The 16,496-nt window shown below is 53.5% G+C and carries 12 protein-coding genes; 5 read left to right on the forward strand and 7 right to left on the reverse strand.

Annotated features, from left to right (window positions below; genetic code table 11):
- Positions 1-82: 82 nt before the first annotated feature.
- The 4 genes from METMA_RS0123360 (at position 83) to METMA_RS0123380 (ending at position 6,670) form a co-directional block, all read left to right on the forward strand.
- Positions 83-739 carry a CerR family C-terminal domain-containing protein gene (locus METMA_RS0123360; protein WP_020161550.1) on the forward strand — a complete coding sequence of 219 codons (657 nt, stop codon included), beginning with the start codon at positions 83-85 and terminating at the stop codon, positions 737-739.
- A 240-nt stretch (positions 740-979) separates the two neighbouring features.
- On the forward strand, positions 980-2,341 hold the full coding sequence (locus METMA_RS25525; protein ID WP_020161552.1) for an efflux transporter outer membrane subunit: 1,362 nt from the start codon (positions 980-982) through the stop codon (positions 2,339-2,341).
- Positions 2,334-3,530: an efflux RND transporter periplasmic adaptor subunit gene (locus tag METMA_RS0123375; protein ID WP_020161553.1), complete on the forward strand. Its 1,197-nt coding sequence runs from the start codon at positions 2,334-2,336 to the stop codon at positions 3,528-3,530. Before METMA_RS25525 ends, METMA_RS0123375 begins: the two co-directional genes overlap by 8 nt.
- Positions 3,531-3,535: 5 nt before the next feature.
- The gene (locus METMA_RS0123380) at positions 3,536-6,670 is read left to right on the forward strand and encodes an efflux RND transporter permease subunit (RefSeq protein ID WP_020161554.1); all 3,135 of its coding nucleotides are present in this window, start codon (positions 3,536-3,538) and stop codon (positions 6,668-6,670) included.
- Between the two features lie 17 nt (positions 6,671-6,687).
- On the opposite strand, the gene METMA_RS0123385 is transcribed toward METMA_RS0123380, so the two are convergent.
- Entirely contained in the window at positions 6,688-7,032 is a 345-nt protein-coding gene (locus METMA_RS0123385; protein ID WP_020161555.1) for a Rieske (2Fe-2S) protein, read from the reverse strand.
- 26 nt (positions 7,033-7,058) lie between these two features.
- Between METMA_RS0123385 and METMA_RS25530 the strand changes: the two genes are divergently transcribed.
- On the forward strand, positions 7,059-7,535 hold the full coding sequence (locus METMA_RS25530; protein ID WP_232216421.1) for a DsbA family protein: 477 nt from the start codon (positions 7,059-7,061) through the stop codon (positions 7,533-7,535).
- Between the two features lie 155 nt (positions 7,536-7,690).
- Here the strand turns inward: METMA_RS25530 and METMA_RS0123395 are convergent, their stop codons facing one another.
- From METMA_RS0123395 to METMA_RS0123420, 6 genes are all read right to left on the reverse strand, one after another.
- Positions 7,691-9,004 (reverse strand): IS1380 family transposase, encoded by a 1,314-nt coding sequence (locus METMA_RS0123395; RefSeq protein WP_020158288.1) that lies wholly within the window; start codon positions 9,002-9,004, stop codon positions 7,691-7,693.
- Between the two features lie 252 nt (positions 9,005-9,256).
- On the reverse strand, positions 9,257-11,536 hold the full coding sequence (locus METMA_RS0123400) for a thioredoxin domain-containing protein (RefSeq protein ID WP_020161557.1): 2,280 nt from the start codon (positions 11,534-11,536) through the stop codon (positions 9,257-9,259).
- A 370-nt stretch (positions 11,537-11,906) separates the two neighbouring features.
- Positions 11,907-13,133: a glycoside hydrolase family 17 protein gene (locus tag METMA_RS25535; protein WP_020161558.1), complete on the reverse strand. Its 1,227-nt coding sequence runs from the start codon at positions 13,131-13,133 to the stop codon at positions 11,907-11,909.
- Between the two features lie 479 nt (positions 13,134-13,612).
- On the reverse strand, positions 13,613-14,662 hold the full coding sequence (locus METMA_RS0123410; RefSeq protein ID WP_040590818.1) for a L,D-transpeptidase family protein: 1,050 nt from the start codon (positions 14,660-14,662) through the stop codon (positions 13,613-13,615).
- A gap of 313 nt (positions 14,663-14,975) precedes the next feature.
- A complete protein-coding gene (locus tag METMA_RS0123415) occupies positions 14,976-15,905 on the reverse strand; it encodes an alpha/beta hydrolase (RefSeq protein ID WP_084254177.1) in 930 nt (309 codons plus the stop codon).
- A 142-nt stretch (positions 15,906-16,047) separates the two neighbouring features.
- On the reverse strand, positions 16,048-16,479 hold the full coding sequence (locus tag METMA_RS0123420) for a hypothetical protein (RefSeq protein WP_020161561.1): 432 nt from the start codon (positions 16,477-16,479) through the stop codon (positions 16,048-16,050).
- Positions 16,480-16,496: the final 17 nt, after the last annotated feature.

Raw genomic sequence — 16,496 nt, forward strand, 5'->3', positions numbered from 1 at the left:
ATTAAATTTTTACTTAACGCCGGTTTCATGTATATTTCAAACGACCATTTGAAATCGTTATTAGAAATCTATCTTTTCTCTCATGCCCGATCCTGTAAAACAGCCGTTAAAAACGCGCCAGCGCCTGCTGGTCGCGGCCAGCCGCATCTTTGCCGAGAAAGGTTATCAGGACGCCACGATTGCGGAAATATGCGAGCAGGCCCAAACCAATATCGCTTCGGTCAATTATCACTTCCACGACAAGGAAAACCTCTATCTTGAAGCCTGGCGCCATGCCTTTCAGGAGGACCTGAAAGCCCATCCGTCCGACGACGGCCTTGCTGCCGACACGCCGGCCGAGGTCCGCCTGGCCGGCCGCATCAAATCATTGATCGCGCGCATCGCCGATCCCGATTCGCATTTTTTTGCCATCGTGCACAGGGAAATGGCGCAACAGACCAGCCTGCTGCAACAAATAATGGCGCAGGAAATCAATCCGGAACGCCAGGCGTTAAATGAGCTGATTGGTGAATTATTAGGGCCTGATGCGACCGCCAGACAGATCCAGTTTTGCCATGCCAGTATCGTCGGGCAATGCTTCCATCTGTTAACGGTCAAGCATATCAGGTTCAACGAGGAAAACCGCCGCTATGTCATGGATTTGAAAGATGCAGACGCATTTGCCGACCATGTCGTGCGTTTTTCGCTGGCAGGCATTGCCGCTCTTCGCGACGCCAACAAGCGCAGGCCACAGGCATGACTGCCGTTATCACCGGCCTGCAAGAACCGGCGTTTAAAACTTCCTTATTGTTTGCACAATTGCTGCATATTGTTTGAGCTATTTACCGCTATAGTCGGAGCCCAAAACAACAAGGCCGCGTTTGACAAGCACAAACCTTAATCAATGATAAAACACCCCATCCAAAAAGAAAAAATGCCAGGCGGACGAAAACCGGCCGCTTCCGTCAGCCCTGCAAGATTGCTGGCATCCTTGTTGGTCATGACAACCCTTTCCTGCTCTGTCGCAGTCAAAGACGTGCCTGCGCCGGTCAGTCTGCCGGACACGTTTTCAGCCAGCGGACAAACGCCCTTGCCCGAAAAGTGGTGGCTGGCTTTTAATGATGCCGCCCTGAACCGGCTCATCGATCAGGCGCTGAGCGAAAACTTCACGCTGTCGGCCGTCTTCAACCGCCTTGAACAGTTCAGAGCGATCGCAAAAATAAACGGCGCCGAACTCATTCCGCAGCTAAACGGCGAATTCAGCGCTTCGGAAAGATCCGATACACGCCTATCCACCAATAACTATCTTTTCGGCCTGGCGGCCAGCTATGAACTGGATCTTTGGGGCCGCATCCGCGCCAATATTCATGCCGCGGAGCTCGATGCCAACGCCGCCCGGGAAGATGTAGACAGCATCGCGATTTCGCTGACCGCCGAAATTGCCAGCACCTGGTACCGCCTGATCGAACAGCGCAATCAACTCCGACTGCTGGAGCGCCAAATACAAATCAACCGCGACAATGCCGATCTCGTCATCACGCGGTTTCGCAGCGGCCAGGCGACAGCCGCCGATGTCTTCCAGCAAAACCAGCTGCTGGAATCCGTGATCGGCGACAGACATACCGTCGTCGCCAACATCAAGGTCCTGGAAAATGCCCTGGCGGTACTGATCGGTAAAGCGCCCGGCACGGTCGAGATTCCTCCCCAGGACAGTTTTCCCGCGCTGCCGCCTATCCCCGACACCGGCTTAAGCGCCGCGTTGATGCAGCGGCGGCCGGATGTACGCCGGGCCTATTTCCTCGTGCAAGCGGCCGACCAACGCATTGCCTCGGCCATTGCCGACCGTTTCCCCAAACTCAGCCTGTCCGCGAGCGTGAACACCTCCGCGCCGGACCTGCAATCGCTGTTTAACAACTGGATGGCGACCATCGCCGGCAATCTGGTCATGCCGTTAATCGACGGCGGACGCCGTACCGCCGAAGTTGAACGTAACCGGGCCGTCTCGGCCGAAGCCCTGGATGATTACGCAACCGCCCTGCTCCAGTCGGTTCAGGAAGTGGAGGATGCGCTTATTCAGGAACAGCAGCAACACCGGCTGATCGAACGTCTTGACAATCAGGTCGAGCTCTCACGCAAGGCCACCGAACAAATCCGTTTACGTTACAGTTACGGCGCCATGGATTTCCTGCGCGTATTATCGGCCCTGCTGAGCCAGCAAGGCCTGGAACGCAGCCGCTTGAGCGCGCAGCAGCAGCTGATCGATTTTCGCATCAGCCTTTACCGGGCACTGGCCGGCGGCTTTCCTATCGGCGATACCATGGCAAAAGCCGATGACTACAAGGATAATAAGCAGCATGAATAAACATCTGATAAAACTACTGCCCGCACTGCTGATTATGGCGGTGGCCGGCGGCTTGTCTTTTTACTGGCTGACCCATCAGGCCCGTGCCAGCCGCATACCGCCTCAACCGGTTACGCCATTGGTCGAGGTCATGCAGGGAACGGTTATCGATCATCAAACCGCCGTCTATGCGATGGGCAATGTCATCCCTTCGCAAAGCGTCAATTTGACGCCAAGAATCAGCGGCATGGTAATCAGGGTCAGCCCCCATTTTATTGAAGGCGGCATGCTCAAGGAAGGCGAGGAACTGGTCGAGCTGGATCCGACCGATTACCGGCTGGCCATCAAGCAACGGGAGAGCGAGCTGGCCAAGGCGCAATTCGATCTGAAAATGGAACTGGGACAGCAGGCCATTTCCAAACGCGAATTCCAGCTGCTGGGCGGCGAACTGGCGCCTCAGGAGCAGGAACTGGTATTGCGCAAGCCGCATCTGAATGCCGCCAAAGCCAAGCTGGCCGCAGCCGAAGCGGCGTTAAAACAGGCGCACCTGGATCTGGAACGCACGCGTCCCGTCGCGCCGTTCAATGCCATCATCACCACCCGCAACGCCAACGTGGGCGCCTGGATGTCGGCTTTTTCAACCGGTACGCCGCTGGCGAAACTGGTTGGCACGGATACCTTCTGGATCAACGCCTCGATACCGGTCGATAAGCTGGGCTGGATTCAAATTCCGGGCATCAATAGCGAGCAAGGCTCGCCGGTCAAGGTATCGTATGAAAAAGGCTGGGGCAAAGACGTTTACCGGACTGGCGTCGTCAAGCGCCTGCAGGCTGAAATCGAGCAGGAGGGGCGCATGGCAAAGGTGATCATCGAAGTCGATGACCCGCTGAGCCAGAAGCCCGCCAACAAACTGGCGCCGCCATTAATGCTGGGCACTTATGCGCGCGTCGAGATCGAGGGCAAAACGCTGCACGATGTCATCCGCCTGCCCGAAACCGTCTTGCATGACGGCCGGCAAATTTGGTTGATGACCGATCAGCAGACCCTGGACATACGCACGGTCAATCCGGCCTGGATCGAGCAAGGCTATATTTATCTCGATAAAGCGCAACTTCCGGACAATGCCCGCATCATCACCAGCGATTTGGCCACCCCGGTACAGGGCATGCGTATCCGCGCCGAAGAACCGGACAGTTCAGACAGGCAATAATCCTTATGCAATCAAAAAAAATCGAATACACCGGATCGATCAGCTGGATGGCCGGCCACCCGGTAGCGGCCAATCTGCTCATGCTGGCATTTATCCTGGGCGGCCTGATGTTCTTAACCAAAATCAAGCAGGAGGTCTATCCCGAATTTGAAATCGATGCTGTCAGCATCAGCATCGCCTACCCGGGCGCCAGCCCTGAAGAAGTTGAAAAAGGCATGCTGCTCGCCATCGAAGACGCCGTCAGCGGCCTGGACGGCATCGATGAGGTCCGGTCCGTCGCCAGCGAAGGCAATGGCACCGTCACGGTCGAGGCCATGGCGGATGCCGATTTGCAACGCCTGACCCAGGAAATTCAAAAAGAAGTCGAACGCATCACCACCTTTCCGGTCGATGCCGAAGAGCCCAAGATCACCGTGATGACACGCAAGCGCCAGGTTTTGACGCTGGTCATTCATGGCCATGCCCAGGAGCGTGTCCTGCATGAAGTCGCCGAACAATTCCGCGACCGATTGCTGCAGGATCCCGGCATTACCCAGGTGGAACTGGAAGGCGTCAGGCCGCTGGAAATCAGTATCGATGTGCCTCAGGAAAACCGGCGCCGTTACGGTCTGTCTTTAGCCGAGATCGCCCAGCGCATCCAGAACGCCAGCGTTGAGTTGCCGGGCGGCAGCGTCAAGACCAGCACCGGGGAGATCCTGATCCGCATGAAAGAGCGCAAGGATTACGGACAGCAGTTTGCACACATCCCCATCATTACAGCCGCCAACGGCAGCCAGGTGCTGCTCGGCGATATCGCCACCATCACCGACGGCTATGAGGATACCGATTACACCGCCGATTATAATGACGAACCGGCGGTCATGGTGCAGGTTTACAGTGTCGGCGAGCAAACTCCGATCCAGGTCTCGGAAGCCGTCAAGCGCCATATTGACTGGGCCAATGTGCAGCTGCCGGACGGCCTGAGTGCCGACATCCGTTACGATGCCTCCGAGCAATACGCCCAACGGGTCGACCTGTTGATGCGCAACAGCGCCATGGGCCTGGCATTGGTCTTTATCGTCCTGGCCCTGTTCCTGGAGCTGCGCCTGGCGTTCTGGGTCATGATGGGCATCCCTACCGCGTTTCTCGGTTCGTTTCTGATCTTGCCGGCGCTGGGCGTGTCGCTGAACATGATCTCGCTGTTCGCCTTTATCATCGCCTTGGGCATTGTCGTCGACGATGCCATCGTGATCGGTGAAAATATCTATCACTACCGCCAACAGGGCATGCCTCCCCTGTTGGCCGCCATACAGGGCGCGCGCGATCTGGCCGCGCCGGTCACGTTCAGCATTCTGACCAATATCGCCACTTTTATGCCGTTGTTTTTTATCCCTGGCATGATGGGCAAGATATTTTTCATGATTCCGATGGTCGTGATCGTCGTTTTTCTGCTGTCGCTGTTTGAATGCCTGTTTGTGCTGCCCAATCACGTCGGCCATTTAAAGGATGTCGAAAAATCAGGCGTGATGTATTGGATTCACTGTCAGCAGCAGCGATTCAGCCGCGCCTTCAAGCATTGGGTGCAGGAAAGCTACGGACCGTTTCTGGATTTGCTGCTGAGGCACCGCTATTTAACCCTGATTGCCGCGTTTTCATTATTGGTCGCGACACTGTCTTATGCCCTCAGCGGCCGCATGGGCATGTCCATGTTTCCCAAAACCGAGGCGGATTTCGCCCGCGTCACGGTCATGATGCCGTATGGCACGCCGATTGAAAAAACCCAGGCGGTGGCGCAAAAAATCGTCGACGCCGCACGCGCGACGACTGCTGATATCAAAGACGGCGATAAACTGATACGCGGTATTTTTAAAGAAGTGGGCAAGGACGGCGAAAGCCACAAGGCCCTCATCAGAGCCTATCTGGCCGCGCCGGAAATACGGGAAAAGATAATCAGTACCGAGCAGTTCAACCTGCAATGGCGCGAGCGGGTCGGCGACATCGTCGGGGTCGACTCGTTATTGTTCGAATCGGATGCCGGCGGGCCCGGTTCCGGCTCCAGCCTGACCATAGAATTGAATCATCAGGACATCACACTGCTCCAGAAAGCCAGCAACCAGCTGGCCGATGCGCTACGCGCCTACCCGATCGTGAAAGATGTCGACAATGGCTTCAGTCCGGGCAAGCAGCAGCTGGATTTCACCATTTTGCCGGAAGGCAAAAGTCTGGGTCTGACCGCCCAAAGCGTGGCAAGGCAGGTGCGCAACGCCTTCTATGGCGCCGAAGTGCTGCGCCAGCAACGCGGGCGTAATGAACTCAAGGTCATGGTCAGGCCGCCCAAGGAAGAACGCATTTCCGAGCGGAATATCGAGAACCTGCTGATCTGGACCAGCACGGGCAAGGAAATTCCCCTGCGCGAAGTCGTGCATATCGAGAGAGGCCATGCCTATATGGAGATTAACCGGCACCATGGCCGCCGGAATGTGCAGGTCAAAGCCAATGTCACCCCCAGAAGCAAGGCCGGCGAGATTTTAAACGATCTGAAAGCAACCGAACTCCCCCGGCTTCTGGAACAATATCCGGGTTTGCAATACAGCTTTGAAGGACAGCAGGCGGATATGGCCGAAAGCATGGGCAGCCTGAAGTTAAGTTTCGTCTTCGCGATACTGGCTATCTATGCCTTGCTGGCGATACCGCTGCAAAGCTATGTCCTGCCGCTTATCGTCATCGTCAGCATACCTTTCGGCGTTATCGGCGCCATTTTCGGCCACTTGTTGATGGATTATGACTTGAGCATTATCAGTGTATTGGGCATCGTGGCCCTGTCGGGCGTCGTCGTCAACGATTCGCTGGTCTTGATCGACCATGCTATTTACCTGCAAAAAGGCAGCAGCAAAACAGCGGCCGAAATCATCAAGGCGGCGGCCATTCAACGGTTCCGGGCCATTATCCTGACCACGCTGACCACTTTTTGCGGCATCATGCCAATGATATTTGAAACCTCGAGACAGGCACGCATGCTGATCCCGATGGCCATTTCCATGGGCTTCGGCATCCTGTTCGCCACGTTGATCACGCTGATCCTGATTCCGTCCTTGTATCTGGTGGTTGACGATATACGCAAACTGATTCGCCCGAAAGAGCTCGAGATGGTGAAAGAGTAAAGGCCGCGGGGCGCCGCCTAAGGTATCGACAAATAAATCGCCCCGTCCACCACCCGAACCGGAACCGGCTTTAATTGTTGTCTGACGCAAGGGCCGAAAACACACAAGCCGTCCTCGAGCCTGAACAAGGCGCCATGAATGGCGCAGCTGATATGCGTCCGCTCCGGATTCAGAAATTCATGCGGCTGCCAGTTCAACTCCACCTCCCAATGCGGACAGGCGTTTTGATAGGCCCTGACCGTGCCGGCCGTTTTTACCAGCAGCGCTTCAATCAGGGTGCCCGAGGCGTCGGTATAATTAAATTGCCGGCACAAGCCGGGTTCAAGATCGGCGAGTGTGCAGATTTTATGTAAAGCCGGCATGTTTCCTAACTGTCAGGGGAATGAAAATGAACGCAATTTTATATTATATACACGATCCATTGTGCAGTTGGTGTTACGCTTTCAAAACCAGTCTGGCCGGCCTGAAGCGGGCCTTGCCGCCGGAAACAGATTTTCAAACACTGCTGGGCGGACTGGCCGCCGACTCGACAACGCCCATGCCGCCTACCTTGCAACAAAGCATACAACAAACCTGGCAGCGCATCGAACAAACGGTGCCGGGCGTCAAATTCAATTTCGACTTCTGGCGCGACAACACGCCAATCCGCTCGACCTATCCGGCCTGCCGGTCATTATTGGCGGCGAGAAAACAAGGCGTGGAATTTGAGGATAAACTGCTGGCCTGTATTCAGGATGCCTATTATCAACATGCTCAAAATCCGGCGCTCGATACCACATTACTGGCATGCGCGGCTCAGGCGGGCCTGGATCGGACACAATTTGAGTGCGACTACCGTAGCCCGGATATTTCATCAGCCCCATGAAGCCGCCCCTCAGAGGCACTCGACGACCAGAAACGACTGATATTTTTTGGAGGTGAAGTTCAACGGGCTATTTTCAGGGTCGATTGCCGATTTTCAGGCACAGCTCCCCCTTACCCCGTTGTTTATAGCGTGCCGGGTACAGCACTTACCGAGCGCTAATCAGGGCACAGGCGCTGGCAGACAGATCGAAACAGGGACTGGAAGGGATAATGACTGCTCAGCAGCAGCCGAATACGGCGGGTATTGCGGATGACTACGGCGCCGATCTTAAACAGTTTCAGGCGAATGGTGGCACAGGTGGCCTGCGCCAGTTCGGTGTTGTTCAGGGCGATCCGGCGGATGGCCTCGATCAGCGTATAGGCCAGCGTCGACAGCAGCAGGCGGAACTGGTTCGGCCACCACAGACTGCAGCTGGTACGGTCGGCAAACAGATCCAGTTGTTGCTCTTTAATCCGGTTTTCCATCTCGCCTCGGGCACAATAGACTTGTTCGTAAAGCGTTTGCGCCTCGCCTGCCAGGTTGGTCACGACATAGCGCGGGTTGCTGCCTTGACTCATGTGTTCGGCTTTGAGGATGACTCGGCGCCGGCATCGCCAGGTGCCGGCTTTATAGTGCAAATCGGTGAACACGCGTTGTTTCTGTTGTGTTGCCTCATATTGTGTCCGGGCTTGCTCAATCCAGGGTTGACTCAAACGCTTCAAGCGCTGGTTTTTGGCCAAACCAACGATATAGCGGACGCCCTTCCGCTCGCACCAGTTCAGCATCCGATGCCGACAAAAGCCGCTATCGCCACGGAAGATAATCTGAACGTCCGGCCAGACCTGACGCAGGCGTTTGACCAGCAAGGCCAGGATCGCCCAGCTGTGCTTGGCCCCGTCAATATTGCTGGGGCGCAAATAGCTGACCAGGCACTGATTACCGCAAAAGACATACAAGGGCAGAAAACAGTAATTCCGGTAATAACCGTGGAAAAAACGCCCTTGCTGTTCACCGTGAACCGGATCATCGGTGGCGTCGAAATCCAGAATGAGGGACTTCGGCGGCGTCTTATAGGAGGCGATGAACTGCGCCAGTAGTTCCTCATGCATCCGCCACATCAAGCCTCGGTCCGCCCGCTGTTCGAACCGGCACAAGGTGGAGCGGCTACCCAATGCCTGATCCTTTTCCACGGCCGTCTGAAAGGCGATATCGTTTCGGAGTGTATCGTGATCGTTCAAATCCTCATAGCCGCAGGCCAGACCATAAACCCGTTGTCGCAGCAAGTCGACTACCGGATGCCGGATGCGCTCAGGATCCCTGGGATCGTGCATCTGTTCCGCAATCCGTTGGGTTAACTGGAGCTGTTGGTCAATGGTTCTTAACAACAGCACACCACCATCACTGGTGATGGCTCCGCCGCTGAATTGGGCTTGTATTTTGCGGCGTTTAAAGGCAGGAAAATCTATTTGAGCTGCGGTACAATTTGGCACGGGCAAATCCTTGTTCAAATTCAATCTAAGCAACTGAATTTTATCGAACTCTACGGGATTTGCCCGCTTTTTTTATGAAATATCCGGGGTAGCCGTGAAATTGACTTACAGTTGCAACAGGAGATAAAAACGGCAAGAAGCCTTGGCGTTTGCTCTTATCCGTCGCTGGTCCTGGTGAGAAACGGCAGGATTTCGCCTGTAGCCGTCGATTATCTCGACTACAGAACCATGATTGACGACATTGAACAGTTGCTAATAGACCGTTAGGTTCACCGTTTCCGGCGGCAGGCAGGCTTCCTGGCTGCAGGCCTGAAGCTGCAGGCTCAACTTAAGCGGCTCGCGGGTTTCGCTGTCATGACGCGACAGTTCGGCTCGTATCCGTACCTGTCCCTGATAAAGCGCCAGGGTATCTTTGTCGAATGCCAGCGTCTTTAGGACCGGATCGGGATAAGTCACGGTATCGACAGTCCATGCTGAATCGTTTAACAGCTTGACTTCCGTAGCGATCAGCGCTTGCCGCGCGGGTTGATGGGCATTGATATGCCAGCCGTCCCTGATATTCAGATCGATTGCCACCGTGCTTTTGCCCTGTTGTTCGACCGGCCTTGCTTCAATTTTAACGGCCCCGCGCGCGGCGTATTGGCGCGGCCCGATCTCGCCATTCCGCATCTCATCGAGTTGCGCCAACAGATAAGCATACGCCGAAGGCTGTCGATTGATATTGTCGGCAAACGCCTGCACAATTTTTGCCGCATCGTCGGCATAGGCCGTCTCTCCCGTACGTCTGGCCAGTCTTGACAGCACACGCACGGCAACCGCATTGCCGGAAGGCAGCGCCCCGTCGTAACTGTCCTTAGGATGCCTGAATAACAGCCGCTCGCGTCCCATGACCAAGGCCCCGGAAGCACTGTCCAAAAACTTGTCCAGCATTTCGTCGGCCAGCGCCTGGGCCTGCAACAGAAACATCGGCTCGCCGGTCACGTCATAAAGCGCCAGTAACGCTTCGCTAAAATGCACATAGTCGTCCTGGCGGGCGGGAATCGATGCTTTGTTATCGAGACTGACCCGCCATAGCACGCCGTCCCTGGGCCGTTGTTTCTTCCAGAGCGTGCCGGCCGCATGCCTGGCGGCATCGATATAGCGCGGCTCGGACAGTCTGTCTCCGGCCTCGGCCAGCGCGGTAATCAGCATGGCGTTCCAGGCGACAATGATTTTATTGTCGGTCAGCGGCGGTATGCGTTGCGCGCGGTGTTGCCTGAGTTTTTCCAGCAGCGGATCGAGCCGGCGGAACAAGTGTTCTAGACTAACGCCCTCTTCCCTGGCGACTTCCTCCCACGGACACTGCAAATGCGGAATGTTCTTGCCTTCAAAATTGCCCTGCGGCGTCAGGCCGAAGGTGTGAATGACGAACCAGGCATCGTCAGGCGGCAGCAGAGCCTTGATTTCATCCGGCGTCCAGATAAAAAACGCGCCTTCATGGCCTTCGCTGTCGGCATCGGTCGCGGAATAAAACACGCCTTCGGCGGTTGTCATTTCGCGCAATACATAATCGAGCGTCTGTTTGACTATGCGGACATGCAGCGGGTGGCCGGTTAAATCATGGGCTCTGACATAGACCCTGGCGAGATAAGCCTGGTTGTAGAGCATTTTTTCAAAATGCGGCACCAGCCAATGACTGTCGGTGGCATACCGGTGAAAACCGCCGCCGACCTGGTCATAAATCCCGCCCTGCGCCATCGCCGACAGCGTGTGATTCAAGGCGGCAATCAGCGCCGGTTCCGGCCTGCGTTCATAGGCATGCAGCAACAGCAACAGGACCGGCTCATTCGGAAATTTCGGCGCCGGGCCAAAGCCGCCATCCTGTGCATCGTAACGTTCCATCAACTGATCGACCGCCGCCTGCATGGCCGAGGATTCCAATGTGCTGAGCTGGTGCTCCGCGGCCGTGACACGGTCCACCGCCTCGGCTAATTGTTCGGCCTGGTCAATCAGCGTCTGTTGCTGGCTGTTCCAGACTTTCATGATTTGCAGCAACAGGTCGGCAAACGTTTCCGCCGGATAATAAGTGCCGCCGAAAAAAGGTTTGCCTTGCTGGGTTAAGAAGGTCGACATCGGCCAGCCGCCGTGACCTGTCATCAAGGTGACGGCCGTCATGTAGATCTGATCGATATCGGGGTACTGCTCCCTGTCCACCTTAATGGAAATGAAATTGTCATTCAGGATTTTGGCAACATAAAGGCTTTCAAAGCTTTCCTCTTCCATGACATGGCACCAGTGACAGGTGGCGTAGCCGATCGAAAGAAAAACCGGCCTGTTTTCCAGCCGGGCCTTGGCAAAGGCCTCATCGCCCCAGGGAAACCAGTCCACCGGATTATGGGCATGTTGCAACAGATAGGGAGAGTCTTCGAAAATCAGCCGGTTGATATAAACCGGCTTGCCGTTTTCCAGATGATGCGTGCGAGGTTGGTAATTCGGGCCTTTAGCTTCCAGGGCGGCGGCTAGTCTGGCTTGTAGTTCGGCGTTGGATGGCATGATAAAGTCCCGTTGGTTGCTCGATATGAAACAATAAAAAAACGTGTCTGTAACACGTTTGTGTTAAATACCGAATTGGACTTTATTTTTTTGAAATTACTCCGCGCTTTAAGCTCAAAAAAGACATTATTCCCGATAACGGGTATCGGACCTCTCAGACCGGTAATTTAACCTCAATTAATAATTAATCACAGAGGACACAGAGAACACGAAGTAAATCAAGATGTTGCCATTTTCTCCCGTCACGTCATGAATTCCTACGGAAACATTGGCAGGCATTTGAATTTTAAAACCTTCGCGCTCTTCATGGTGTAATATTCAGAAGTGCATCGCCGTGCGGCGCTATATTGCGCTTCACGGCGATGCCACGCTATTTTTTCGAAGGGCTGGCGTTTGAAGGACTGATCTTTAATTCCTTGGCGCAAGCATAAGGCGGCGTTCCTTCACAAATGCCCCAGTAGCTGCCGAAACTGCCTTCATTGCTGGGCTTCCAGTTTTCCGAAAATGCTTCAAAAACCACGCCCGACCAGTTGTTTTTAGCCAGCTTTTTAAAGGTCTGCTCGACGACGCTCAGCTGATTTTTCTTACCGGCCACACCGCAATGCTGCCGGGTATGAATATTGTATTCCGTGCCGCCTGCCGGTCCATTAGGCCAGCCAAATTCGGTCAAAATCACGTCTTTTTTGGGATAGGTTTTCCGCAGTTCCTTAAGCCGCGCAATATGAAAATCGGGCGCTTTTTTCGCTGTCGTACAAGGGAAGATGGCTGAATGTTTATTTTCCCACCAGGGAAAAATATTAGTGCCTATCCAGTCCACGGTTTTGCCGAAACTGCTGGGTCGACAAGGCCGTGACCGGTTGCACCATTCCCACCAGGTATCTATCGTCGTGATAGGCTGAGTCACGCCGGCCTGGCGCAGGCTGTCGATACAGCGTGTGATCTCACCGTCAAAGGCATTGCCGTGCCGCGTTCTGACTTCGGAACCGCAGCTCAGTTTTACGATCGTTTGCGGAAAAGCCCGGGCGACTTCTATACCGCTGTGAATGGATTGCGTATTGACATCCACATCATCATCCAGCCAGATGATGGCAATGACTTTGATATTTCGCGCCTCGGCTGCGGCAAAGACATACTCCAATCCATTCATCACGCCGTATGTCATGATGCATCGGAAGGGCGTTTCCTCGACCAGTTTGTCGAGCAACTCATTGATTAATTCCCGGGACGGATGAGCGCCGTAATCGGGGCTGAGCTCTCCTACATAGGGACTGAAAGCCGCGCATTGCAATCTTTCATTGAACGGGATAGCGGGCGCATTCTCCTTATGCTGAAGCTCTGCTATCGGCTTATCCGTGTTTTCCGCCTGGCCCTCGGCTGCTGGCTGATCTTCGGTTTCCGGCTGATCCGAACCCCCCGGCTGATCTGTTTGTGCCGGTTTATCCACGGCTTTCGGCTGATCCGTGCTTGCCGGTTTATCCACGGCTTTCGGCTGATCCGCAGTTGCCGGTTTATCCACGACTTTCGGCTGATCCGCGGCCATTGCCTGACCGCTCATTAACAACACGGAAAACCAAATCCATAACAGCAACTGCTTCATGAAATCCTCTTAAAATCAAATAATATCGATTGGTAGGCTTGCGCTCACTTCTCACCAGTGAACGATATGATAGCGATTTCTATATAAATGTTGTGAATTTTATTTTTGTTAATTTTTAGATGAGCGGAATGCTTCATTCTGTTTATAAACTGATGTTACGCGAACAACTGATTCAGACACCTGATAGAGGCGGATTCGGCTAAAAATAACACCCTATATCCCTTCAGGTTAAGGCCGTTTCCGTGGGAGTGATGCCCATTAAGCAGGAGCGCGGGAACGAGTAAAACCTATGAAAGTCTCCCCGGCATAGTCGAGGGTTTACCAAATGATTAATTACGACCAGGGCTTACATATCGGCATGCCGCAAAGCAGTCCTCGGGAATGGACCACTGGCTTGTATCGGTGTTGAACGACAGCCTTCGAAATGGCCTGTTCGGTGCGCCGGCAAGACGCACCGAATAATCAAGACGCAATAACCGTTATAAGGAAGGCGGATTTTGCGGGCCGCGATAATACTTGGTCATAACCGGATGATTACCGAGGTCTTGCTGCACGGTTACATCCTCCTCTCCCGGCAGGAACGGCAGTCTTTCATAAATGGCTACCGGGTCGCCGACCAGTCGGGTAAGCGCGTCGTTCAGGATTTGCTGATCAAACTCGGGCAACTCGCCGTCATTGGCTTTCCGGATAAGGTCCAGCGCCATATCAAAACGCTGATCACGCGTCATTTCCTCGCCCTCCAAATCAGGATGCGCCTCAATATAGAGTTTGTTCTCCAGCCATCCCACTTTAATCGGCTGTTTAACAATGTAAACCGGCGTACCTACCGGCACCTGATTGTACAGTTCCTGTATATCCTCGGGATAGGTGCGTACACAACCGTGCGTGATCTGCATGCCGATGCCGAAAATTTTATCGATATCGGTACCGTGTATGCGGTATTCGCCGGGCAACGCCAGATACAGCGCATACTGGCCGAGTGGATTGTGCGGCCCCGGCGGCACGACTGCCGGCAAAGGATCGCCGTTGGCCGCGTGTTCGCGCCGGATCGATTCAGGCGGATACCATGAGGGATCTTTAACCTTGCGGGAAACCTTGGTTTCGCCCAACGGCGTTTTCCAGTCCTGCCTGCCGACACCATGGGCATAAGACATTACCTGTCTTGGCATGCCCTTTACTGCCGGCGGATAATAATACATGCGGTATTCGGAGATATTCAGCGTAATGCCCTTGTGTGGTGAATCCGGCAGAATACGCCTGTCGGAAATACGGATAATATCGCCTTTTTTGACATGCCAGCGATCGAGGTCCGGATTCAGGCGTACGATTTCGGTTTGTCCCAGATGAAAGCGCCTGGCCACGTCCAGCAAGGTCTCGTCTTGCTCCGCCCGGGTTAAAGGCACGCCATCGGGATACTCGGTAATGACAGTATCGTTCGGATTTTCCGGCCAGTTATAGGTCGTGGCATTGGCCTTGCCGCCGATGACTGATAATGCAATCGATAAGGCAAATAATATACGCAATTTCATTATGATAATTTTCTCAAGCACAAAATAAATCTAACATCGCTTTTTTAATTTAGGCTTAACGTATAAACGTACAGCGAAAATAGCCGGATTAATAAAATCAGGCATCAGGCCTGATTTAAAAAAACGGCAGATTTTATCATGCCAGGAGTATTTGAGCCTAGTTTTAGCGAGGCGTATGCTTGAATAAAGGCAAGCCTGATTAAATACGATATCGAGAGAAAATTAATAGTGCCTGTATTAATATAGGGCTTAAGTATCGACTGACTTTGCTATTTAAAATGGATAGCCTGAGTTAATTAATCATGACTATTTACTATCCATGGGTTAATACGGTTTTGCAGGATGCGTACGGCTGCGCATAATAACCGATAAATTCGATAATATCCGGCAAAACCGGCTCCATGCCCTGTAACGGCAAGGCCAGCGCCGCCAACAGATCGATATGATCGAGGTCATCATATAAGCGTGTCTCCACGCAACCTGCCGCGCCCCTGACTTTATCGCTCAGGCTTTTGATATTGATCGGTTTTACCGTGGCATCATTGTTGCCATACAGTAAAAGCAAGGGCGGTTCCGTGCCCTGGACAAAATTGACCGGTTGCGAAGCGGGATATTTTTCCTTCGGACCAAACACTGCCTTTTGATAAGCTTCGGTAAAGGGTAAAAAATCGTAAGGCCCCGCCAGGCCGATAAATCCTTTCAGGCTTTGATAGGTTTCAGGCGACAAATAGTCCTCGTTAAGCGTCAACATGGCGCCCAGATGCGCGCCGGCCGAATGCCCCATCAGAAAAATAGAGTCGGAATCCGCGCCGTACTCAGTACCATTCGCCTTGAGCCATTCGACAGAGCGCTTGGCATCGTCAATAATCCGGTCAAATTTGACTTCCGGATAGCGCCGATAATCCGGTATCACCACGGCATAGCCGTGCGAGGTCAGGGCCTGGGCGACGAAGACATAGTGCTCTTTGTTCTTGGTCTCGCATCCGCCCCAGCAGCCGCCATAGAAAAAGACCACCGTGGCACGTGGCGCCTGGTCCTCACCGGGCAAATACATATCGAGCCGGTTCATCGGGTGCCGGCCATAGGCGATATCTTCGACTAAGGCAAAGTTATCGGTTCTGGCCAGTGAATTCACTGCAAATAGAGCGGATTCGGTACATGCGGCCAATAAAAGCAGAGCAACCATCCCGGCGATGCGTTTACCCGTCCGGCCGATGCACGACCTTGTCCCTGAATCGTTCATATTGATATCCACATTGCCGAAATACGATCAAGCCTTTGGTTAAACGATAACCCGGGCAGAACGTTTCGCATCGGGATGACGGGATAATGGCGAGGTTAAAACCCGCCACTGATATTCGCTAATCCTAACTGAAAAGTTATACCTAGTCTTCATGTCCGGCTGCCAAGGCTTTTTCTATATTCGCCAGCACGCCGAACAAGATATGCGATAAACCGATATATAAAAAAAACAGCGGAAAATCCGGATCAATCGGTATATTGTTGATTTGTCCATAAAACTCCAATGATCCGGTAATCAAAACCAGGAAAAAGCCGGTCAGAATAATCGCTTGAAACTTTTTTCTTAAAATACCGTAGACACAAATTCCTATTTCGGAAATAGCCATATAAATCATCATGATGCGCAGATTATTAAGCAGTGGATTATAAAAATCCGGACTAAAATCGAAAATTACATCGCTGCCCGATAGTGATGAAATACTCCCCATCATTAGCACAATCACGGAAAGATAAAAATTAGCCGTCAGGAGAAATTTAACGCCTTGAAATATTTTTGATGGAATACCATTACTCATCTGCTTCGCCATTCATA

Origin of the sequence: Methylobacter marinus A45, assembly GCF_000383855.1 — a bacterium.
Classification (GTDB): domain Bacteria; phylum Pseudomonadota; class Gammaproteobacteria; order Methylococcales; family Methylomonadaceae; genus Methylobacter; species Methylobacter marinus.

Coding starts and splice junctions, on each gene's coding strand:
- METMA_RS25530 (WP_232216421.1), top strand. CDS start 7,059: ATGAACGCAATTTTATATTATATACACGATCCATTGTGCAGTTGGTGT.
- METMA_RS0123400 (WP_020161557.1), bottom strand. CDS start 11,536: ATGCCATCCAACGCCGAACTACAAGCCAGACTAGCCGCCGCCCTGGAA.
- METMA_RS0123415 (WP_084254177.1), bottom strand. CDS start 15,905: ATGAACGATTCAGGGACAAGGTCGTGCATCGGCCGGACGGGTAAACGC.
- METMA_RS0123410 (WP_040590818.1), bottom strand. CDS start 14,662: ATGAAATTGCGTATATTATTTGCCTTATCGATTGCATTATCAGTCATC.
- METMA_RS25525 (WP_020161552.1), top strand. CDS start 980: ATGACAACCCTTTCCTGCTCTGTCGCAGTCAAAGACGTGCCTGCGCCG.
- METMA_RS0123360 (WP_020161550.1), top strand. CDS start 83: ATGCCCGATCCTGTAAAACAGCCGTTAAAAACGCGCCAGCGCCTGCTG.
- METMA_RS0123385 (WP_020161555.1), bottom strand. CDS start 7,032: ATGCCGGCTTTACATAAAATCTGCACACTCGCCGATCTTGAACCCGGC.
- METMA_RS0123420 (WP_020161561.1), bottom strand. CDS start 16,479: ATGAGTAATGGTATTCCATCAAAAATATTTCAAGGCGTTAAATTTCTC.
- METMA_RS0123375 (WP_020161553.1), top strand. CDS start 2,334: ATGAATAAACATCTGATAAAACTACTGCCCGCACTGCTGATTATGGCG.
- METMA_RS0123380 (WP_020161554.1), top strand. CDS start 3,536: ATGCAATCAAAAAAAATCGAATACACCGGATCGATCAGCTGGATGGCC.
- METMA_RS25535 (WP_020161558.1), bottom strand. CDS start 13,133: ATGAAGCAGTTGCTGTTATGGATTTGGTTTTCCGTGTTGTTAATGAGC.